Here is a 19,940-nt window from a genome sequence, read left to right on the forward strand (position 1 = left end):
CGCCCGACCGCCCGCTCAGGATGACGTCGGCTTGAGTATGCGAGTGCGGTTGTTTCTGCACTCACAGGTGTCATTTCCGCTTCACCGTCGCAAACGCGCCGGTGAATTGCTCAGGATGACGACTGCTTCACTCGTCAATTCACTCGTCACTCGCCTCTCTTCACTCTTCTCTCTTCTCCGTTCACTCTTCTCTCTTCACTCTTCACTCTTCTCCCTTACCTCATCGCAGCCACGGAATGCTCGGCACCGGCCGGAGCACCGACGGGAACGACTCGTTGGTCAGCCACATCGGCAGAAGATTCAGGTGGAACGGGCTTCCCAGACTCCCGCTCGTCCCGCCCGGCAGGCTCGTCTCCGCCCGGATTCCGTCGCCCGTCGCCTCCGCGGCGAAGCGTCTCGCGGGACCACTGCCGAACATGAATTCGTTGACGCCATCCGCCCGCGCGTTGTGCGAGGAAGCATCGATGGTTCCGAATCCTCCATCGGTCGGAATCCCCGGGAGCCCCGGTAGCGGCGCAGGAACCAGGCCCCCTGCAGGAGGCACGCTCAGCGGACCGCCGAGAGGATGATCGAAGACGATTCGGTGCAGCTTGCCCCAGTTCCAGTCGTTCATGTCGGTCGACCGGCCAAAGGCGGGCGCGAATTCTTCACTCGTGATCAACCCGATGGCGTCCCCGACGCTCTTGAGAATCAGGATGTCGCGCCGGGTCGAAGGGTCGTCCACGCCGGGAACGTTGAAGAAGTTCAGCCCCGAGGCTCCGACGCCTCTCGTTGTTTCCCAGTTGTCGAGGAAATTGCGGAGCGAGCTGAGGGTCGAACCGCTGCCCGGCCGCGGGAGACCTCTACCGGCGCCCTGTTCGATCGCCCCGATCACCGTATCGATCGTGTTCGCGATGAACCGCCCGCGCCATACGCTGTAGATCGTGGCGGCGACGCTGTGGGCGATTTCGGTCTCCGAGGGACTCGAGAGCTGCCCGTTCTCGTCGCTGGCGTCAAATCCCTCGGGGATGCCGGTCGGCGTCGAGAAATCCCAGCTCGACAATCTCGCCACCGCGGCCTGAATCGGCGGGCTCGCGGCGAACTGCGCCAGTCCGGGATGCGCGCCCGGAGTGCGGGCGTTGTCGAAAGCCTGGATGATCCACGGCACGAAGTACTCCGCGTCGACCATGACCGTATCGGCCTGCATCTGCTGTATTTCCTCGAACGAGATCGTCTCGCCGTTGGCGATCTTCGCCTCGATCATCTCCGTGACGCGCTCACCGCGGAATCCGTCGTAACCAACATTGAGATAGAAGATCCCGCCGGTCGGCCGGAGCTGATTGAGCGGGTTGTTGTCGAGGGTCGTTCCGGCCGGGTCATTGTTCGCGTTCACGAAAAATCCGGCGGGCGGATTGACGATCTGCGGCATCTCCGAGAACGGAAGGATCGCATTCGGGGTCGCCTGCGCCGGAGGGGGATTCAGATTGCGGATCCAGTCGTTGCCGCCGGTACCGTTGCGGATGAAGAACGGAGGGAGTCCGTTGACCGTCCCCGCTTCGAGATCTTCCCGCAGCGGCAGCTCGGCGCTCGTGAAGTACCCGTAGTCGCCGCTCGAGTCGAGAACCGCCCAATTCTGCGAGCCGAAATCGAACCACCGCAGCGCGTCACGGAACTCCTCGATCGTCGAAGACCGGCTCACGCGGCGAAGCATCTCGATCTCCTGCGTCGCATTGAATCCGGTGTACTGGACGCTCAGCGCGGTGCCTGCCTGGACGTCGAGAGCGATGATCGGTGCGTTGCGGCGAACCACGATGAGGCTCGCGCGCGGGATCGATCCTCCCGGGGGTATCGTCTGCAGCGAATTGTTCACCCCATCTCCAATCGTGTTCACACGCCAGGTCTGCAGAACGGGAAAGAGCCACTCGACGTCGTCGCCATGTCGCGTGGCGAGCCCCGCCAGGGCCTGCGGCACGACCACGATCTCCTCGGCGAAGACGTCGGTGACGTCCATCGGATTGACCGTGGCGCCCCACGCGAGGTCCGGCGTGCGGCCGACGGCCACGTACGGAACTCCCGCGAAGCTCATCCCGATCACGTTGATGTCGCCGGCCTGGAGAGCGTTCGGATAGAACGTCGAAGGCGTATCGAGCGCGAGGTGAGGATCGTTGGCGATCATCGGCTGGCCCGATGCGGACAGTTGCGGACCGATCCCCCACTCGTTCGAACCGAGGAAGAAATCCGGGTCCATCACGTCGCTGAGATACGGAGAGGAGAAGGCCTGCGACACGCTCTCTGCGAGATCGAGCACGCCCTCCGGAAGGGCTTGTGCGGCGGCTTCGTACGCTTTGTAGAGCTCTTCTTTCGAAGCCGGCGCGGTCGTCGTCATCCCCTTTCCTGCGATGGCGCTCGCATCCGGAACCGTGGAGGCATCACCGAAAGGCTCGATGCGGAAGAGATCCTCGAAGAACATCGCCGTACCGTTGAATCCGACCGCGTTTCCGACCTGCACCCAGGTGAGAAAGGCAATCGTCCGGTCGGTGTCGAGATCGAAGGAAAGCCCGAACGCCAGGAGCTTGGCGATCGACAGTGTGTCGATCGGCGTCCACGGCGGAACCTCGGTGATCTCGAGCGCGCCGTACTCGGCCGGGAGCTCGTTGGTCGCGAGCCAGGCATTCACTCCCTTCGCATAGCCCATCAGCGCCTCCCGCGTATCGGGCGCGGTGCGAGCCCAGGAACCCTCGGCGGCACGCCGCAGCCCGAGCGTACGAAGGAGGACGTCGTTCGACAATGCTGGCTGTCCGACGAGCTCCGCGAGCGTTCCACTCGCGAGTCGCCGGTTGAAATCCATCTGGAAGAAACGATCCTCCGCGTGGACCCAGCCCTGCAGGAAGAGCAGATCGTGCTCGTTCAGCGCGAAGATGTGCGCCACACCGAGGTCATCCCGCGTGATCGTCCCCGCTTTCTTCATCCCGGGCAGCTTGAATCTTTCGGTCTGTGCCGAGACCGACAGCGTGAAGATGATCGTCACCAGGGTAATCGCGATTCGACGCCACATTTGGAACCTCCTGAAGTCTTCGTTAGTGGCCGATTGTATACGACCGAATTCCGGTTTCATGAGATCTGAGCCGGGTACGGGTTAGAATCAGGCTTCGAATCGAATGGGGGGCGTTATGAGACGAGTCGGAATCCTGCTGATCAGTGCTGCGATGGCGAGCGCGCCGGTATTGGCGCAGGACGTCGATCTGGCGGTCTGGGGTGTGAGCCACACGTTCCAGGGCGACAATCGGATCGACGACGTCAATGACATCGACATTGAATTCGACGAGAACATCGGTTTCGGCCTGACCGGTGACCTCCACTGGACGGATCTCTTCTCGACCGAGATCGGCGTCTACGCGCTCGATGCCGACGGGACCTTGAACCTCGGTTTTCTCGACGAGCGGATCGATCTCGGGTCGCTCGACGTGATGCCGGTCACCGCCACGCTCCGGGCGCATTTCGGGACTGATCGGTTCGACGTCTATGTCGGGGCCGGCGGCGCCTGGGTGATGTTCGACGATCTCAGCAGTGTGGATCTGCGGGAGGGCGGGACCGAGTTCATCGAGATCGACGACGAGCTGACCTGGCTCGCCAACGCCGGGCTCACATTCTGGCTGAACGAAGGTTTCGGGATCGGAGTCGACGCCAAATGGATCGCGCTCGAGGCCGACACCCTCTCCGATACGGGCGAGGCCATCCCCCTCGAGCTCGACCCCCTCATGATCTCCGGCGGACTCATCCTCCGCTTCTGATTGGCAAATTACGGGCTTGCGCGATGTCCCCATCACCGGGAGGCCGAAGCGCCTGCTGAGCCGCCCCGTCTCGAGCTTGCGCAATGGAGGGCGAGCCTCTGGCGATCCTCGAACCTCCAACCTCAAACCTCAAACCTGTTTTTCACCGGGAGGGCGAAGCGCCTGCTGAGCCGCCCCGTAACGAGCTTGCGCAAATGCAACCGACTGCCGGGAGGGGGCGGGCCTATAGCGAGCCGCGAACCCCCAACCTCCAACCTCCAACCTGTTCTCATCGGCGAAGCGCCTGCTGAGCCGCCCCGTAACGAGCTTGCGCGAACGCAAACGATGAGCGGGCGCGCGATACGCGTGTGCACTCTCGCCCCGCCCAGCCGTGCTAACTTTCCCTCGATGGCCGACCGCTCAGCCGACTGGTTCAGTCAAGCCGAACGAGATCTGCGTCAGGCCGAGCTCTCGAAGTCGGAGCAGATCCACGAATGGGCCTGTTTCGCGGCGCAGCAGGCCGCGGAGAAAGCCATCAAGGCGCTCCACCTGGCCAGCGGTCAGGAAGCGTGGGGCCACGTCGTCCGCAAACTTCTCGAGGAGCTCCCTCTGGAGCCACCCCCGGAGCTGCTGGAGAAGGCGCGCGTCCTCGACTCGTTCTACATTCCCGCGCGTCATCCGAACGGTCACGCCGAAGGTGCCGCCTTCGAGCACTACGGTGAGATGCAGAGCATGGAGGCGATCCGATATGCCAGTGAAATCCTCGACTTCGTCCGTACTCGTATGGCCGAAAAAGGCTGACGTAGTCCGGGCCGTCGAGTCGTGGGCGGCCGCGACCCGTTCGGGTCACTCGGGCATCGTCGGCATCGGCTATTACGGCTCGCTCCGGCGGGATGACTGGGGAGTGGGGAGCGACGTCGACCTCGTCGTGGTGGTCGAGTCCTCCCGACGCCGCGCGATCGAAAGGCCGCTGGATTTCGATCTCTCTTCGATTCCCGTTCCCGCGGACCTGCTCGTCTTCACGGCTGAAGAGTGGGGTGCGCTCGAGCGCCGGAAAGACCGCTTCGCCCGTGAGATGCGGGACGTCGTCTGGCTCTGAAAGGGCATTGTATCGGACGAAGCGCATTCGATCGCTCACGCCGGACAACCTCGATCACTCCTTCTCAATCCCTCCTTTCCCCGAGCAGCGGCACGCCGACCGGTCTCGAAAGCTTGCCGGGCATCCGTTGAGGGCGTGCCCCGAGGGCGAACCGAATTGCCAACACCGCCGGCTGGAAGCCGGCGCTTTGTCAGCTCGCCCTACGAACGGAGCGATGACTCCTCGGCCGTCGTAGACAGCTCGAGCCCTGTTTCGGAAGCTGCACCTGCGGTCCGCCGAGAGCTGTCTCGCGACCCTAAAATGACTCCGAAAACGGGGTGATAAGCATCGAGGGATTTATGGGATCACTCACTGGACATTACTGGCCCTCTGAGATAGCGTCCTCACGCACCTCACGATGGTACCCACACACGAGCGATCCCTTATCCGATACTGGCTCGCGATCATCGGGGGCACCTGTGTTGCGCTATATCTTTCATCGTTCCGGGGAGTGGTCCCGATATGGATTTTCCCTCAGGGAGAAGGAGGGATCTGGATCGATGAAGCATCCCGGGTCCTCGACGGTGACGTCATGTATCGGGACTTTTTCGAGTTCGTGGGTCCAGTGGTCGTCCACTTCAATGCGATATGGCTCTGGTTGACGAACGAAAGTGCAATGGGAGCGGTCCTCAGCGTTGCGCTAATTGGGTTGGTTCTGACCTTACAGCTCATTTCGATATCCAGACGAATACTGCCGGAAAGCGCATGGCAGTTTCTCCCGCCACTTCTCTTCCTACCAATCTATCTCTCGTACAGCCCGGGAAATCACAAGTGGTTTACGTGGATGCTCGTAATCGCAGCCATCCAGCTGATCTCGCGGTCAGCGAGAACTCGGATCGATGAGAGCGCAGGGGGTGCGCTGCTCGGCCTGAGTATTCTTTCAACACAGGATATCGGCCTTGCGGCCAGTCTGGCGGTGCTCGTTGCACTCGCCAGGGTTGACATGGCCGGTGGTTTGCGCACCCTCGCTGTGATGGCGCTCAGCGTCGGGGTGGGATTCGGCACGCTGGTGTCAGTCGCAGGCCGAGAGCCCATGTTCGAAGCGATGATCCTTTTCCCTCTCGAGAACTACAAAAAGCCAAATCCCGGACTAGCCTTCTCGTTGTTGGGCGCTACACCGCGGAAGCTCATCTACGTTCCGAGGCTGATCTTCTGGTGGTCGACAGTCCTTGCTGGCGTCGTCGCAGCCCTCTCGATCACGATGGCGAGTAAACGATCGGCGATTGCCCTGGAAGCATTGGCCCTTGCGGGTCTGGGCTCGACCCTGGCAATTTCGCTGACACGGGCTATGGAGCCCGTTCAGCTTGCGGCTGCCGGAACCTGCCTTCTGATACCGCTGGCATTGTGGTTTTCGAAATCGACGCATTACAAGGCCGCGGTAATAATGACGATTCTGTTGCTCGCTACAGGCTCCTATACTGCCCTCACCACGCTTGCGGCCAGACAATTCCGCTTCGCGACTCTGATCCATACCCCTCGAGGCTCGATCTGGAGCATGGTGCCGTCACCCGAACTCCAGGGACTAATCAACCTCACGAAGCCGGGGGATCCAACATTCCTCTTCCCGGATAAGGGTGGATTCTACTTTCTGTCGGATACCTGTAACGTCACCGCATACCCCTATCTCCAGGATATGGCTTTCTCACCCATGTCTCAGGTCTACGAGGCGATCGAGCAGATTGAAGCGGCGCGGCCGACTGTCGGGATTTTTGACGCCACCAGACTGTACTCAAGACGAAGCCCATCGGAAAGCACCCTTCGTCCGCTCATTACCTACATCCTCGAACGATATGAGCTCGACCCGACTGGTCTCGCCGTCAAAAAAAACGTTGCCGGCAAACCATCGCCGCCGGCCAGGTCGATCCCTATCACGACGGCGCCATCACGAGTTGATCCGAGAATACTAGGTCACCTGAGGTCACGATTGGGGGTCGAGGTCACGATTGGGGGTCAGGTCTTCGTTTTTCGGTTCCTCGCGCATTTTCGAGATCGCAGGCCGGGAGATGCAGGAAATCCCTGCCGCGAACCCCGAATGTTTCGTGTTCCGGACGCATTGAAGGCGTATGTTTCTTCCTGCCGGGAGTATGCTTGCGGGGGCCGGGGCCCCCCGCGAGTCGGGGCTGGAGCCCCGACTCGCGGCGCTCAACCTCCGCGACATGGCTCTTCAATGGCACGGACACGTTTGCCGAAGCCGAGTGCGGTCATCTGAGATATCCGAGGCTTCGGAGCTGCTGGATCGTGAACTCCTGGTTTTCGTGAGTCGTCCAGTAGTCCGGTTCGAGGTCCGCGTACGAGGCGACTCGCGTCTGGACTTCCTCGATACCAGGGAATGGCTCCGCCATCATTCGATCTGACGGAAGGCTGAGCAGAGCGAGAAGCGATGGCAGAACTCCCTGGATCGAGCATCGGCCGGCCTCGCTCGTCGGGGGAGCGGGCGAAATGATGACGAGCCCGTCCGGCGAGAGATAGTGTTCGAAATCTCCGAAATCCCACCCGTGGTCGGACATCAGAAAGACCGTTGCGTCGTCGCCAAACGCTTTCGTCAGCATCCCCACGGTGCGATCGAGCTCCTGATACGCCTCTGCAAGCCGGGGTGAGAGGGGTTCCGCGGAAACCGATGGGCCGAGCCTGTGCTTCAGCATGTCGAGCGCGTGCGTGTAATAGATGCCGAGGTCGTAGCGTTGCGAGGCGAACATCTCCGCCGCCAGACGCGACTGCCGTCGCTCTCGACGAAGCTCCTTCGAGTGGTCGAGAGGGGTGAGTTTCTCGAATTCATTACGGTCATCGTCCGGCTCGTTGGTCCACCGGGTTCGTCCGAAGCGGGACGAGAATGCCTCCCATTCGCTCATGCGAGGTACGACGAAGGTTCCATCCACTCGCTCCGGCGCCTCGGGGAACGGAAGAGGATCGAACACCGCGACATGTCGGCCTGCCCTGGTCGCGATCGTCCAGAGCGGGGGTCGCTCGAGATCGCGGCTCGTGATCGGCCGCGAGCTCCACAGCCAATCGGGTCCCGCGGCCGGCAGAACGCGTTCGAGCATCCAGAGCGAATGAAATCCGAAGCGCGGCAGGCGGACGATCTCGTGCGACAGCCCCGCGAAACTCCATCGTTCGTAAGCACCGACGCCGTTTGATGGCGATGGCGCTCCGGTATAGGCAGTCGTCCAGATCTCCGCCGAGAATTTGTAATTCTCGTTATCCAGGCCGCAGGCTCGTCCCGATTCGAGGAGCTTCCGGAGATTTGGAAGATGATTCGATTCGGTCAGGTCAGCGGCAATGTTCGGATCGAGCCCGTCGATACCGATGAAGAGCAGCCGGCCGGCCGGCTGAACGCCGCTCGCAACGGTTGCGGAGCCCGCGTGAAGAAGACCGAGTCTCTCGATCGCCTCCGTTCGTTCACGGTCCGGCTCGAATGCCGTCACGATCAATACAAATGTCGCATTGATGACGATGACCACGAGGACCATCGCGGCGGCCCAGCGGAGCCCGGACAGGTGAGCCGTTTTCACCGCGATCCCGATGATCGTGATCGCCGCCAGAATGGCAGCGATCAGGAACGACGCTCCGATCAGTCCAAGGTGTGGATCGATGGACAGAAACTGGTGTGCGGGCTCGAAGCGGACGGCCCATGTCAGGAGGAACAGGGCCGCAACGTAAAGGCCCACGGCGGTTCGGAGCGGAGGAGAGCCGACCCGGCGGCTCCATAGATGTGCGGCGACCGTCAGCAGCGCGATGCCCGGCATCAGAAAGATGAAGAAATGTCCTGCGAGAAGGACGAGATCCCGGGTCGTGAGCCAACGGTCGTTGATTGCGAAGGTCCAGACGGCGAGCGCCGCAGAGATGACGGGCGCCGTGGCCACCGCAAGCAGGACGAGACGCATCGTTGAATGGCCCGGCCGGGATTCGCTCTTCATCCGTACGCGATGATACATGGCCGGTTCCTTTCAACCACCGGTCTCCGGGTCTTCGCCACCGGACGAGTGAACGGCTATTCTTTGATCGAGCTATACCAGCGGGAGCGGCTCTGAAGAGCACTGAAACTCACTGAAGATAACCGAGGGATCGTAGTCGCCTTTCGGTTTCGGGATCGAGCTCGGCGGGAGCCGACCGTGGTGCTGCCTCCACTGCATTGCGCCAGTCATTCACCCGTGTCGCCATTTCATTCGCCCGATCACTCGGAGCCAGATTGTGTCTTTCCATCGAATCAGTCGCAAGATCGTAAAGCTCGACGTTGCCATTCCATCCCACGATCACCTTCCATCGCCCGTCTACGAGCGCGGTGCCGGGACGGCGCGCCGGTGAGGAGGCGAGCGCGCCCCTCATCGGGAAAGTTTCGCTGATCACTGGATAGTCCGCCTCCCGCTCCGCCATGATCGCCCAGGCGTTGATCAGACTCACCGGCTCGTCAATCACCGTTCCGGTCCTCTGGCCCGGGCGTTTCACCACGAACGGCACCCGGATCTGATCGTCGTAATTCGTCGAACCGTGGCCGATGAATCCATGTTCGCCGAACGACTCCCCGTGATCGGAGATGACGATGATCAGCGTTTCGTCGTAGAGACCGCGCGTGCGCAATTCCTCGAACAGGCGCCCGAGCTGATCGTCGACATGGGCAATCGCTCCGTCGTACTGGGAGATCAGATGGGCCCGTTGTCTGCCACTGATCTCGAGATTCCCCTTCCCCATCGCGCCCTGGAGGCCATCGGCGAGATCGAGCGACTCCGTTGGATCCCTCCCCTCGAACCGATCGTCGAATGGAGGCGGAGGAATCCGAGGGACGTGAGCGTCCATGTAGTTGATCGTCAGAAAGAACGTCCTGTTCCTGGGCCGCCCATCATCGAGATACCGCAGGACGAGCCCGGTGATCTCTTCGGCGGGACGAGGGATGAGCCGCGCCCGCCGAGGGAGCTCGATCATCGATTCCACGAGTCTGCCGATCCCGTTTCGAAGGTAGAAATTCCATTGAGATCCAAGCGGAATGCGCGACGGTCGTGCATCGAGATGATGGAAACCCTGATCGAGACCGAACTTGTCGCCGAAATAGGCGAAGTTCGACGCAATCGAAGCCGTCGCATAACCGCGTGCCGCCAGCTCCTCAGCGAGCGTCAGCGACTCGTCTGGCAGAGCCCGACCCCACGCCGCCCCCTCATCGTAGTGCGCACCGTGCTCCGAGGCGAACTGCCCGGTGAAGACGGATCCCATCGTCGAGAGCGTCATGTTCGAAGGTGCGTACGCGCGCCGGTACACGGTCGCGGCTTCTGCAAAATCATCGAGATGAGGGGTGGTTCTTCTCTGGTAACCGTACAGCGACATGTGATCCGCACGAACGGTGTCGAGGACGATCAGGAGGATGTTCGGTGCGGCGGCCGGGGATGGAACCGAAAGGGTCGGGACGATACGGGGTCCTGGCGGAACGATCGCGAGCGCTCCCGCCATAATCGCGGCGGAGAGAGCGAGTGTCGCCGGAGAAGGGATCGAAGCCTTGCTCCTCCGCAGCGCGAACGCGACTACGGCGATTGCAAAGATGCTGGCGATGGCTGCCGCGCCTCGCACCATACGGGTCTCGCCGTAGAGCATCTCGCGCGCGATCCAGAGCGGCGCGAGGAGCATCAGGCTCACCATCCACCCGTTCATCCTCATGGCAAGAGCGATGACGCCGGCGGTCAGCGGGATCAAGAGGGCAAGCGAAGCCGGCGTTGTGGCGAAATTGAGAAGGAAGAGAAGGACCAGCGCGGGCGCCGCCATTGGGCCGAGGAGCATCCCCGCGAGCGGATAAATGACGAGGAGGACCAGGGTGAAGGCGGGGTGAGGAGGGACGAAAGTGTCCGGAAAGATGAAACGTCCTCCATAGACGACGAGAAGCGCCTCGATGGCTCCGTACGCGGCCCATACCCCGGCACCCTCGAGTTTTGCGCGCCAGCCGCTCCATGCAGTGCTCCGCGGAGATCTGAACTGCCGCCAGAGACTCATCGCGGTTCAGAATAGCAGTCCGCAGGGAACGGAGACAACGCTCCGAGCCTCCTGTCCGACAGCTGACTGATGCTGATCGGAAGCGCCGGCGGCCACCCTCGGTCGGATCGGACCCAAAAGGGCCATCACCTGCGCCTGATAAAGCGCCGCACGCTCGCGGCCATTCTGAAAAGAGGGTGTCTCTCTATCCTCTCCAGGCGCTCCGAACGCATTCGGTAGTGCGTCATTTCCTCTTTCAACGGAACGATCTGATTCATCGTCGCGAGCGAGTCGATCGAGAAAGCGTAGTCCGGCTCGTGGAAGAGCATCCAGGTCTGCCCTCCGATGTGGAACCATTCGAGCTTCCGACACTTCAGCCCCGCTTCGACCGCGAGCTGTTCGATGGTGGACACGCGATAACGGACGGTATCTGGATACACCCACGCATCCCCTTCGTAGTCGTGGTCACTTTCCACGAAACTCGCTGCGAAGAGGCCGTGTGGCTTAAGCGATTTCCGCACCTCGTTCAAACAACGCTTTATCTGGGAAAGGGAAGCATGAGAGAAAATCGATTGTGCAAGAACGAAATCGAACTGCACGCCGAAACCCGAGCAGGGGAAATCGGCTTCGTAAAGGAATCGCGGTTTCTTCAAAGCCGCGAGCTCGGAGCCAATCTCGCGGTCGATTCCTTCCTCGACGAGCCATCGCTCAGGCTCGATACCGAAATAGCGTTCGGGCAGCAGGTAGACGAGAAAGAGTTTACCCGCACGCAGGGATCCGCAACCGATGTCGAGCAAGGTGTGCTCCTGGCGCAGGCCGAGCAGAGTCATCAGGGAGAACTGCATGTGTGAAAAGATGTCGTAGGTCTGAGTGTCTCCTACGAAGGCTCGATAGTGACGGCTGCCCGGCGTGGTACCGGCTCCCGTATCAGGTTTCGCGTTTCGGCTCATTTCGTAACGCGGGGTTCGTCGATGGGTTTCAGCTTTTTGTTTTTCGGTTCCATGTACATTTCGTATTCGGAAGCATTCTACTCGTGGAGAAACACCCGTCCGTCGCGACAGTACAGAGTGAACCGATCACGATCCCGGTCGATCGAGCCCGGCCGTTTCGAATGCGACTCCTCATCGAATGCCGAGACGCGCCGATAAGTCGCGCCGACATCCTCCCGGTAATGAGGAAGGAGACCGTGGAGAAAATGCCAGACGCGCTCGGCCGGCCACGTCTCCCAGTCGATCGTTCTCGAACGGTCGGGTACTCGCGGCGCCTGCGTGACCGTCACGGGATCCTGCGGCACGGTCTCCGCGGAGCCGCGTGCGATGGCATCGAGCGTTTCAACCAGCAGCCGTGCACCCTCGGCTCGCACTCTGACAGCGAGATCGTCGACCGGCAACCCCCGCTCGAGCGGGAACGAGATCCTCGCGTGGATGTCGCCGGCATCGAGCTCCGGCGTCACGCAGTGAACCGTTACGCCGGTTTCCCGGTCGTCCTCGTGGTAGATCCAGAAGAATGGGAGCGGTCCCCGGTGTCGCGGGAGAAGGGACGGATGCGCGTTGATCGCCGGAACGGTCAGCGCGCTTTCCGGCAGAAGCCAGGGGAAGCCCGCGATGCAAACGATCTCCGCACCGTAGCTCGCGGGATCAAAGGTCGCGAGATCCTCGCGGCCGATCTCGATCCTCCTGTGCAGGAGGTTGCCGAGACGGGCCCTGAGCCCCCGGCGCTTCGGAACGACGTAGCCCACCACCTCGTGCCGGCGCCGGATCGCATCCAGTGCGGCCGATGCCGAGCCCCCTTCGCCGAGCAGTAGAACTTTCACGACAGCCCGAACCCCTCGAGCCAGAGCGACGCCGTGTAGGCACGCCACACCGCCAGCCCGTCGTCATGCGATCCGTAGAAGTAGTCCTCGATGAACGCCTCGAGCTTCCGCGGATCGGTGAACGGGATTTCGCCGATCGTCGAGCAGATCTGCTCGCGATGTTCACGCAGATCGATCCATTCATTCGAGGAGACGATGGCTCGTTTGGCTCTTCGCTCCGTGACCTTTGGTGAAACGATCCCGCGCGCGGTCTCGAGAAGCACGCGCTTCCGCTCTCCCCCGGCAACCTTCAGCCTCGCCGGGAGGCGAAATGCCAGCTCGACGATCCGGTGGTCGAGATAGGGCACCCGCGCTTCGACTCCATGGGCCATCGAATTGCGATCCTGATGCTCGAGCGTCGACGGAAGGTTGGTGCGGAACGTCTGACTGAACAGAATCGAATTGAGCGCCTCGTCGAATGGACCATCCTCCCACCTGGCGAGAGGAGTCTCGACCGCGCCGTCGAGCCAGCCGTAGGATGGCACGCGGCGCCGGATGAGCTCTCCCCTGAGCACAGATGCCGCCATCCGAAGCGCCCACCGGCCGTCCCTCCGAGCCGCGCCGATCAGATCCCGCATTGCGGCGCGGAGCTGGCCGCGGCGGATGAGATCGACGAGATGCGCCTTTTCGTAGAAGCCGTACCCGGCGAAGATCTCGTCGGCACCGGCGCCATCGAGCACGACTTTGAGCCCGTGCTCCGAGGTCATCTGGTAGATCCGGTAATGCGCGAGGAGATCGAATCCGAGAAGCGGTTCCCCCTGCGCCATCACGACGTCCCGCGCCAGGCTCCAGCCCTCGTGGGGACTGAACAGGTCGAAGGTCGCATCGATCCCACCCTGCTCGATGACCGCGCGGGCGAACTCCGTTTCATCGAGTCGAGAATCCTTGTGCGCGAAGGTGAACGAGACGACCGGGCGGTCGAGCCGCGCAACCGCCAGGCGCGCGAGAGTCGACGAATCGAGCCCTCCCGAAAGAAGGATCCCGACGGGGACGTCCGCGCGCAGATGTTCGCCCACCGAGCGGCCGAGCAGCGAGCGCAGCTCCGTCACGGACTGGCCCGCGTCCGCGTTCTCGTCGACGCCCCCTTCGAGTTGCCAGAACTCGCGGAAGACCGGCGGTCTCGGGTCGCGGAGATCGATCTCGAAAATGCTCGCAGCCGGTACGGGACCGACTCCCTCGAAAAACGTTCCGTCGCGGTCCTGCGGCGGAAGCCCTCGCATGAACTCGACGAGGCGGTAGGAGTCGACGCGGGGACCAGAGTCCGAAGCTCGCGCAACGGTTGCCGGCTCGGAGCCGAACACGATCCGCGAGGTCCCAGCCGAGACATACATCGGCTTGATGCCGAGCCGGTCGCGGCTTCCAACCAGCACACCCCGTTCGAGGTCGATGATGAAAATCGCCCACATCCCCCGAAATCTCCGGAATGCGTCGTCTCCCCACCGTTCCCAGGCCGCGAGCGCCACTTCGGTGTCGCTCCGGGTCGAGAGCTCGATACCCTCCCGTTCGAGCTCGTCCCTCAGTTCGACGTAGTTGTAGATCTCGCCGTTGAGAGCGATCCATCGTCTGCCGCGTCGCAGCGGAGCGTCCGCCCCGGGATCGAGATCGATGATCCTGAGCCGCCGGAAGGAGAGGACGAGGCGGGCCCGAGCGAGCTCTTTTTCCGGGATCGCCCTGATGAAGTCGTAGCGCGTGCCTTCCATAGATTCGGAGACGACGAGAAGTCCCTCGCCGTCGGGACCGCGGTGGCGGAGGTCGTCGTGCATCCGCGCGAGCGTGGATCGCGACAGGGGCGCTGCACCGTGACTGCGGAGGATCAGACCGATGCCGCACATCAGCAGCGCTCCCGCGGCGAGGATCGCAATCTGATGCGTCCCGAGGAGAACTCCGGAAACGGAGACGCGCACGAGTTCGGGTTGAGGAATTTCAAATCGAGCCGAAGGGGCGTGGTAGACTGAATCCCGTTTCGAGGTCCGCCATGTTCCAACGCATCACTGAAATCTATCATTACCTGGGCGATCTTCTCCCCGAAGCGGAACCGTGGCATGGCCTGGCGCGGACAGCGATCGTGATCGCGGTATTCGGCTCGGTCGTGGTCGCGCTCGAGATCTACTATCGCCGGAACCTCTCGCGCTACCGGCGGAAGGGCTTCGCGACGGACGTGGTTTACAGCTTCTTCTATCAGGGCGGGCTCTACAACCTGCTCATTTACATTCCGGTCTTCGGCTCGCTCCAGCAGAGCCTCGACTTCGCGAGTCTGGGTCTCCTCGAATCGATCCCCGTGGTTCCGGGCTTCATCCTGTTCTGGCTCGTCGCGGACTTCCTGGGGTATTGGATCCACCGGCTGCAGCACACCTCTCCGCTCCTCTGGGCCTTCCACAGGATTCATCACGCTCCAGAGGAGATTACGTTTTTGACTTCAAATCGGAACCACGTGTTCGATCAGTTCATCGCGAACGCGATCATGTTCGTACCGATTCTGATTCTCGGCGTCCCGAAAACGGTCTGGATTCCGATGCTGATTGCCCACTCGCTGCTGGAGTCGCTGCAGCACGCGGCCCTCGCCTGGAAGTTCGGCCCGCTCTACCGGGTCGTCGTCAGCCCACTTTTCCACAACCTCCACCACTCGGCGGACGAGAACGAGTACAACGGCAACTACGCGAAGATCCTCTCTGTCTGGGATTTCGTCTTCGGGACGGCGGTGGACCGCGACGAGCTGCCCAGGCGCTACGGAATCGAGGGAGTGCAAATCCCCGATTCATTCAGAGGTCAGCTGCTGACGCCGTTCGTCGATATCTGGCGTGAACGGATTCGAACCCCGAAGAGAGTGTCCCCCGCGTCATGAACTGGTTCGAAGAGATCATCGCGACCCTGCCGGTCGGCGAGATTCCGAGCCTCACGATGAAGAGTCTCGGCTTCTACGCCGCGCTCGTGGTCGGATTCGTCGTTCTCGAGCGGGTGCTCGGGAAGGATGTTCAGCGCTATCGCCAGAAGACGGTCGCCTACGACTTCATCTACTGCATCTTCTACAACGGCGGTTACCTGACACTGATCGTCTTCCCCTTCCTCAAGATCACCGAGTGGTCACTCGCACCTCACGGAATCGATCTGCTGCCGGGGATGTCGATGATCCCGGCCGTCATCATCTTTTATCTGGCGACCGACTTCGTGTTCTACTGGTCGCATCGCGCGCTCCACTCGAAACTGCTGTGGCCGTTTCACTCGATCCACCACTCGCAGCGCGAGCTCACATTTCTGACGACGGCGCGATTCCACGTGTTTGACGTGATGTTCCTGACGCTGACGACGGCGGTGCCCGCAGTGCTTCTCGGATTCCCGAGCCAAGCCGTCTATCTGACGGTTCTGCTCATGGCGCAGGACAAGGTGCAGCACGCCAACCTCGACTGGACGTATGGCCCCCTCTACGGGCTCTTCGTGAGCCCGCGGTTCCATCGGATCCATCACTCGGCGGAGCCGGACGCGCACGGTCACAACTTCGGGCGGCTCTTCTCGGTCTGGGACTACGTGTTCGGCACGGCGCATCACAGCAAGGAAGAGCCCGCGGAGTTCGGTGTCCGGGACCTCGAGCTTCCGGAATCGTTCCGCGCGCATTTCACCTACCCGTTCCGGACGCTCTGGTCGATGTACGGCAGGCCGCGCAAGCCGACCGAGTCACGGGTCTACTGAGAAAACCCCACCCAGAAACGTGACGGTGCGGAAACCTTTTTTCCGTTGCGGGAGATCGGGATCAGTTGGCGAGGCCGAGCTTCAGCCGGATCCTTCTTGGAATCGACTGGCGGATGAAGTAGCCCGTCAGGCGGCCATGTCCCACCGGATCGCCCGCGGAGAGAAGATCGTCGAGCTCCGGCGAGATCAGAAGGTCGACCACGAGATGGATCCGGTCGCTCGCGCCGTCGTTCCGAACCGCATGGGGAAAGCGGACGTCGACGCGCCAGGTCTCCCCTTCTCTCATCCGGACGACGCGGTCGGCCACGGTGAAGGTGACGCGATCGTTGGTCTGGAGCGGGACGTGGAGCCGGACCAGATTCGGATCGATCTCCTCCATCGGGTCGGAGTGGCGGCGAATGATCCCGCCGGGTCGCAGCCGCATCAGTCTCACCCGGTTTCGCTCCCCCGGGAAACGGTCGATCGCCACCTGTAGTGCAGGGGTGCGCTCCAGCGCCTCGGTGGCCGCGAAGCCGGCTCCCCGGCTCCGCTGATTCGTCCGGTCGCCGCCCTGCGCCCAGAGCGAAACGGACTCCCACCCGCCGTTGTGGTACGGCCCCTCGTGGACCTGCCACCATTCCTCGGGAAATGGGCGAACCTCGGCCATGATGGCCGCGGTTTCGAAGTCGAGAGGCGCGCGGACCGCGATCGGGTACGGCGCCAGGAAACGATTGAGTTGACCCATGCTCCGCCTACCCTCTATCATGACGCAACTTCTCAGGGTCCGTCCAAAGAGAATGATGAGCACCACCAAATCCGATACTCGTTACCGCAGCAATCCCGCGGTGGAGGCGGCTCCGCTTCAGAACGAGTCAGTGCTCTTCAATCCGGAAACGAACCGCTTCTGCCTCCTCAATCGAACGATGGCGTTCATCTGGTCGAATCTCGAGGGCTCGCCTACCGAGCGCGAGCTGATCGATCAGGTCTGCAACAAGTATTCGGGTACGAGCCGCGAAACGGTGGAGTCGGATGTCCGAGCGGCGCTCGAATCCCTCGTTGACCTCGGCCTGGTCGCCGTGGAAGATCAATCCGTGGAACAAAGCGCTTCGTGAGAAGCGAAGGAGGATAGACATGAAGGAAAGCGATGAAACTCTGAACAACGAAGCAGCCGAGGAGTACGAGGCGCCCACCGTCCGGGTGCTTGACGAAGCGGAAGTCCTGGCTGCGATCCAGATCAATGCCACCGGAACCAGTTGGTGGGTGATGTAGCTCGGATTTCGGGCAGCTGCGGCTCCTCAGGGTCACCTTTCATTCTCAAAGAAGCCTCCCCTTTCCCGTGCCGCTTCCAGCTCGGCGATGCTGTCGTGTCGATCGAGGGTGATTCAGCTCTCGAGCGAAGGTTCAGCGCCATTCTCGGTGATTGCGCGACTGAGAAGGCCCATCGGGATCTCCCGTCCGTATCCGTGACCGTCCTCGAAGGTCGAGCTGTTCTCGCCTACCCCGGATCCCGCCTTGATCTCGGCGGGTTTCTCGTGGGGCTGATGGGAGCCGCGGCGCTTCCGGTCTCGGACGACGCGGTCCTGCTCGGGGGAGCGAACGAGTGGCGGGGGCAGGTCGCCAACCTCGCGATCAACGTCGCAATGGCAATCCAGCCCGGCGTGATGTTCTTCCACGCCGGATCGGTCAGCCTTTCCGGCCGGGGGGCCATGATCGTAGGGCCGAAGGGAGCGGGCAAGTCGACCCTTTCGCTCGCACTCGCCGCCCGCGGACACCAGATCCTCGGAGACGAGCTGGCCGCCGTCCGGGTCTCGACCGGAGTTCTCCTTCCCGTGCCCCGCGCATGCTCGATCCGCCCCGGCATCAGGAGCAAGCTGATCAGACGGCGGCTCGAGGCGCTCGACGCTGAGCAAGAGACCCTGCCCGACGGTTCGATCAGACAGCGGGTGAGGCTCACCAGCCTCTTTCCCGGAATCGAATTCTCTCCGGTGCCTCTCCACGCCGTGATCTTCCTCCGCTCGTTCGCGGGCAAACCAAGGCTCGAGCGCTTTGCTCCGACGCTGGAGGATTCGACGCTCCTTCAAACGCTTGGTGCCGGCCTTCTCCCTCCGGATCCTCTGCGCGCCTTCCGTCTGCTACGGATTCTCACCTCGAAACCCGCATATCATCTGGATGTCGGCGCGCCCGAGGCGACGTCCGCACTCATCGAACGAACGATGGAGGAATCATGTCACTGACCGTACGACAGCGAGCCGAATGGATCGCCACCTTCCGCTACACCGAGGTCTTTCTCATGGAAACGCTGGCCAGATGGACCCCGACGACTCCGGAAATGGAGGTGAAAGTTCTCTTCGGCCGTCACATCTGGGAGACGGCGCAGCATGCCGATGCGCTCGGGAAACGGACCTACGAGCAGCGCGCGCCGATGCACTTCACCCAGGCTCCCGACGATCAGTTCTCGTCGTGGCTGGATGAGATGGCGACGGTCGAGGGAGCTGCCGACCGGCTCGCGGCGATGTACGACATCACGATTCCGGCGCTGGGGAAGCTCTACGATAAGTATCTCGATCTGACCGACCACCTGCTCGATGCGCCGAGCGTGAAAGTGATCGAGCGGATCCGCTGGGGAGTCGAGAGGATGACGACGGATGTGGAAGAGCTCCGCGAAAAACTTCCCGGACTCCGGGAACGCAGCGACCGGATCGCGAGTCTGCAGAAATCGCTCGAAGCGACTGACCGGTTCGTCGTCCACCGTCGCGACGTTGCCGAGGAGGCGTCGGCATGAACCGCGAAACGATCGAAATCAGAGGCTTCACTCTACGAAAGGACCCCGCCCGCGAGGAGTGTTTCACCGTCGTCCACCGCGACGTCGACATGCACGAGTATGCGGACATGTCGCTCGTGGCGAGACAGGAGCGACTCCACCGGCACATGAACAACGAGATCGGCGGGATCGAGATCGCGGCGCAGATGCTGGTTGACTTTCCCGACGCTCCGTGGGAGCTGCGGATGGAGCTCGCGCGTCAGTGCTGGGACGAAACGCGTCACGTGGAGCTGCTCCACCGGCGGCTCGTGGAGCTGGGGGGCCACAAGGGGCAGTTCCCGATCTCCAACTTCGAATGGTGCGTGACGAATCTCCTCGACCACATTGCCGCCCGCCTGGCGCTGCAGAACCGCACCCTCGAGGCTGGGCAGATGGACATCCTCGGCAAGATCACGCGCGCCTGGCGGGAGGTCGGCGACGATGAGACTGCGCGCGTGCTCGAAGGCATTCTGGCCGACGAGATTCAGCACGTTCGCTTCGCCAACCAGTGGATTCGACGAATGGTGGAAAAGGACAGACGAGTTCTGCTCGCAGTCGCAAACGCGATGGTAACTCTTCGAAGGGCAAACGATGCTCTTGCGCCGGAGCCCGGCGAAGTCAACAAAGTCGGGGTGCCCGTGTCGAATCCAAACAATAAGACTCTCGATGTGAATATCACGGATCGAAAAATAGCCGATTTCACGGATGAGGAAATCGAAGTAGTGCTGCGGCAGGCGGGATTCAAGTCGATCGCGCCAACCGACAAAGGCGCAGGGGCAACAGCGTGAA

General features: G+C 62.0%; 18 protein-coding genes. 11 read left to right on the forward strand and 7 right to left on the reverse strand.

The window, feature by feature from the left end:
• Nucleotides 1-220 precede the first annotated feature (220 nt).
• Nucleotides 221-3,034, reverse strand: coding sequence for a penicillin acylase family protein (locus KY459_08905; GenBank protein MBW3564831.1), 2,814 nt, complete (start codon nucleotides 3,032-3,034; stop codon nucleotides 221-223).
• A gap of 115 nt (nucleotides 3,035-3,149) precedes the next feature.
• Here KY459_08905 and KY459_08910 point away from each other — a divergent pair, with 115 nt between their 5' ends.
• The 4 genes from KY459_08910 to KY459_08925 all read left to right on the forward strand — a co-directional run bounded on the left by KY459_08910 (nucleotide 3,150) and on the right by KY459_08925 (nucleotide 7,096).
• A complete protein-coding gene (locus KY459_08910; protein MBW3564832.1) occupies nucleotides 3,150-3,770 on the forward strand; it encodes a porin family protein in 621 nt (206 codons plus the stop codon).
• 387 nt (nucleotides 3,771-4,157) lie between these two features.
• Complete coding sequence (locus KY459_08915) at nucleotides 4,158-4,550, forward strand: HEPN domain-containing protein (protein MBW3564833.1); 393 nt, start codon at nucleotides 4,158-4,160, stop codon at nucleotides 4,548-4,550.
• A complete protein-coding gene (locus tag KY459_08920) occupies nucleotides 4,498-4,848 on the forward strand; it encodes a nucleotidyltransferase domain-containing protein (protein MBW3564834.1) in 351 nt (116 codons plus the stop codon). The genes KY459_08915 and KY459_08920 overlap by 53 nt, the downstream gene beginning before the upstream one ends.
• Nucleotides 4,849-5,245: 397 nt before the next feature.
• Entirely contained in the window at nucleotides 5,246-7,096 is a 1,851-nt protein-coding gene (locus KY459_08925) for a hypothetical protein (GenBank protein ID MBW3564835.1), read from the forward strand.
• Here KY459_08925 and KY459_08930 read toward each other — a convergent pair.
• The 5 genes from KY459_08930 to asnB form a co-directional block, all read right to left on the reverse strand.
• On the reverse strand, nucleotides 7,089-8,801 hold the full coding sequence (locus tag KY459_08930; GenBank protein MBW3564836.1) for an alkaline phosphatase family protein: 1,713 nt from the start codon (nucleotides 8,799-8,801) through the stop codon (nucleotides 7,089-7,091). The genes KY459_08925 and KY459_08930 overlap by 8 nt on opposite strands.
• A 127-nt stretch (nucleotides 8,802-8,928) precedes the next feature.
• Nucleotides 8,929-10,857: a sulfatase-like hydrolase/transferase gene (locus tag KY459_08935; GenBank protein ID MBW3564837.1), complete on the reverse strand. Its 1,929-nt coding sequence runs from the start codon at nucleotides 10,855-10,857 to the stop codon at nucleotides 8,929-8,931.
• Nucleotides 10,858-10,982: 125 nt separating this feature from the next.
• Nucleotides 10,983-11,786, reverse strand: a complete 804-nt coding sequence (locus KY459_08940; protein ID MBW3564838.1) for a class I SAM-dependent methyltransferase — start codon at nucleotides 11,784-11,786, stop codon at nucleotides 10,983-10,985.
• Between the two features lie 77 nt (nucleotides 11,787-11,863).
• The gene (locus KY459_08945) at nucleotides 11,864-12,649 is read right to left on the reverse strand and encodes a hypothetical protein (GenBank protein MBW3564839.1); all 786 of its coding nucleotides are present in this window, start codon (nucleotides 12,647-12,649) and stop codon (nucleotides 11,864-11,866) included.
• On the reverse strand, nucleotides 12,646-14,592 hold the full coding sequence (gene asnB, locus KY459_08950; protein ID MBW3564840.1) for an asparagine synthase (glutamine-hydrolyzing): 1,947 nt from the start codon (nucleotides 14,590-14,592) through the stop codon (nucleotides 12,646-12,648). The genes KY459_08945 and asnB overlap by 4 nt, the downstream gene beginning before the upstream one ends.
• 71 nt (nucleotides 14,593-14,663) lie before the next feature.
• Here asnB and KY459_08955 point away from each other — a divergent pair, with 71 nt between their 5' ends.
• Both KY459_08955 and KY459_08960 read left to right on the forward strand, forming a co-directional pair.
• Nucleotides 14,664-15,530 (forward strand): sterol desaturase family protein, encoded by an 867-nt coding sequence (locus tag KY459_08955; GenBank protein MBW3564841.1) that lies wholly within the window; start codon nucleotides 14,664-14,666, stop codon nucleotides 15,528-15,530.
• Entirely contained in the window at nucleotides 15,527-16,372 is an 846-nt protein-coding gene (locus KY459_08960) for a sterol desaturase family protein (GenBank protein ID MBW3564842.1), read from the forward strand. Before KY459_08955 ends, KY459_08960 begins: the two co-directional genes overlap by 4 nt.
• 61 nt (nucleotides 16,373-16,433) lie before the next feature.
• On the opposite strand, the gene KY459_08965 is transcribed toward KY459_08960, so the two are convergent.
• On the reverse strand, nucleotides 16,434-17,096 hold the full coding sequence (locus KY459_08965; protein ID MBW3564843.1) for an aspartyl/asparaginyl beta-hydroxylase domain-containing protein: 663 nt from the start codon (nucleotides 17,094-17,096) through the stop codon (nucleotides 16,434-16,436).
• A gap of 55 nt (nucleotides 17,097-17,151) precedes the next feature.
• Here KY459_08965 and KY459_08970 point away from each other — a divergent pair, with 55 nt between their 5' ends.
• From KY459_08970 to KY459_08990, 5 genes are all read left to right on the forward strand, one after another.
• Nucleotides 17,152-17,463 (forward strand): PqqD family protein, encoded by a 312-nt coding sequence (locus KY459_08970; protein ID MBW3564844.1) that lies wholly within the window; start codon nucleotides 17,152-17,154, stop codon nucleotides 17,461-17,463.
• Nucleotides 17,464-17,482: 19 nt separating this feature from the next.
• Nucleotides 17,483-17,620, forward strand: coding sequence for a hypothetical protein (locus KY459_08975; GenBank protein ID MBW3564845.1), 138 nt, complete (start codon nucleotides 17,483-17,485; stop codon nucleotides 17,618-17,620).
• A gap of 95 nt (nucleotides 17,621-17,715) precedes the next feature.
• Nucleotides 17,716-18,585 (forward strand): hypothetical protein, encoded by an 870-nt coding sequence (locus KY459_08980; GenBank protein ID MBW3564846.1) that lies wholly within the window; start codon nucleotides 17,716-17,718, stop codon nucleotides 18,583-18,585.
• The gene (locus KY459_08985; protein MBW3564847.1) at nucleotides 18,576-19,133 is read left to right on the forward strand and encodes a hypothetical protein; all 558 of its coding nucleotides are present in this window, start codon (nucleotides 18,576-18,578) and stop codon (nucleotides 19,131-19,133) included. The genes KY459_08980 and KY459_08985 overlap by 10 nt, the downstream gene beginning before the upstream one ends.
• Nucleotides 19,130-19,939, forward strand: coding sequence for a ferritin-like domain-containing protein (locus tag KY459_08990; protein ID MBW3564848.1), 810 nt, complete (start codon nucleotides 19,130-19,132; stop codon nucleotides 19,937-19,939). Before KY459_08985 ends, KY459_08990 begins: the two co-directional genes overlap by 4 nt.
• The last annotated feature ends 1 nt before the right edge of the window (nucleotide 19,940 follow it).

Source organism: Acidobacteriota bacterium (genome assembly GCA_019347945.1).
In the GTDB taxonomy this organism is placed as follows: Bacteria; Acidobacteriota; Thermoanaerobaculia; order Gp7-AA8; family JAHWKK01; genus JAHWKK01.

What these genes read in the sequence shown, in the direction of transcription:
- KY459_08905 (MBW3564831.1), bottom strand. Translation starts at nt 3,034, where the DNA reads ATGTGGCGTCGAATCGCGATTACCCTGGTGACGATCATCTTCACGCTG.
- KY459_08910 (MBW3564832.1), top strand. Translation starts at nt 3,150, where the DNA reads ATGAGACGAGTCGGAATCCTGCTGATCAGTGCTGCGATGGCGAGCGCG.
- KY459_08915 (MBW3564833.1), top strand. Translation starts at nt 4,158, where the DNA reads ATGGCCGACCGCTCAGCCGACTGGTTCAGTCAAGCCGAACGAGATCTG.
- KY459_08920 (MBW3564834.1), top strand. Translation starts at nt 4,498, where the DNA reads ATGCCAGTGAAATCCTCGACTTCGTCCGTACTCGTATGGCCGAAAAAG.
- KY459_08925 (MBW3564835.1), top strand. Translation starts at nt 5,246, where the DNA reads ATGGTACCCACACACGAGCGATCCCTTATCCGATACTGGCTCGCGATC.
- KY459_08930 (MBW3564836.1), bottom strand. Translation starts at nt 8,801, where the DNA reads ATGAAGAGCGAATCCCGGCCGGGCCATTCAACGATGCGTCTCGTCCTG.
- KY459_08935 (MBW3564837.1), bottom strand. Translation starts at nt 10,857, where the DNA reads ATGAGTCTCTGGCGGCAGTTCAGATCTCCGCGGAGCACTGCATGGAGC.
- KY459_08940 (MBW3564838.1), bottom strand. Translation starts at nt 11,786, where the DNA reads ATGAGCCGAAACGCGAAACCTGATACGGGAGCCGGTACCACGCCGGGC.
- KY459_08955 (MBW3564841.1), top strand. Translation starts at nt 14,664, where the DNA reads ATGTTCCAACGCATCACTGAAATCTATCATTACCTGGGCGATCTTCTC.
- KY459_08960 (MBW3564842.1), top strand. Translation starts at nt 15,527, where the DNA reads ATGAACTGGTTCGAAGAGATCATCGCGACCCTGCCGGTCGGCGAGATT.
- KY459_08965 (MBW3564843.1), bottom strand. Translation starts at nt 17,096, where the DNA reads ATGGGTCAACTCAATCGTTTCCTGGCGCCGTACCCGATCGCGGTCCGC.
- KY459_08970 (MBW3564844.1), top strand. Translation starts at nt 17,152, where the DNA reads ATGAGCACCACCAAATCCGATACTCGTTACCGCAGCAATCCCGCGGTG.
- KY459_08975 (MBW3564845.1), top strand. Translation starts at nt 17,483, where the DNA reads ATGAAGGAAAGCGATGAAACTCTGAACAACGAAGCAGCCGAGGAGTAC.
- KY459_08985 (MBW3564847.1), top strand. Translation starts at nt 18,576, where the DNA reads ATGTCACTGACCGTACGACAGCGAGCCGAATGGATCGCCACCTTCCGC.
- KY459_08990 (MBW3564848.1), top strand. Translation starts at nt 19,130, where the DNA reads ATGAACCGCGAAACGATCGAAATCAGAGGCTTCACTCTACGAAAGGAC.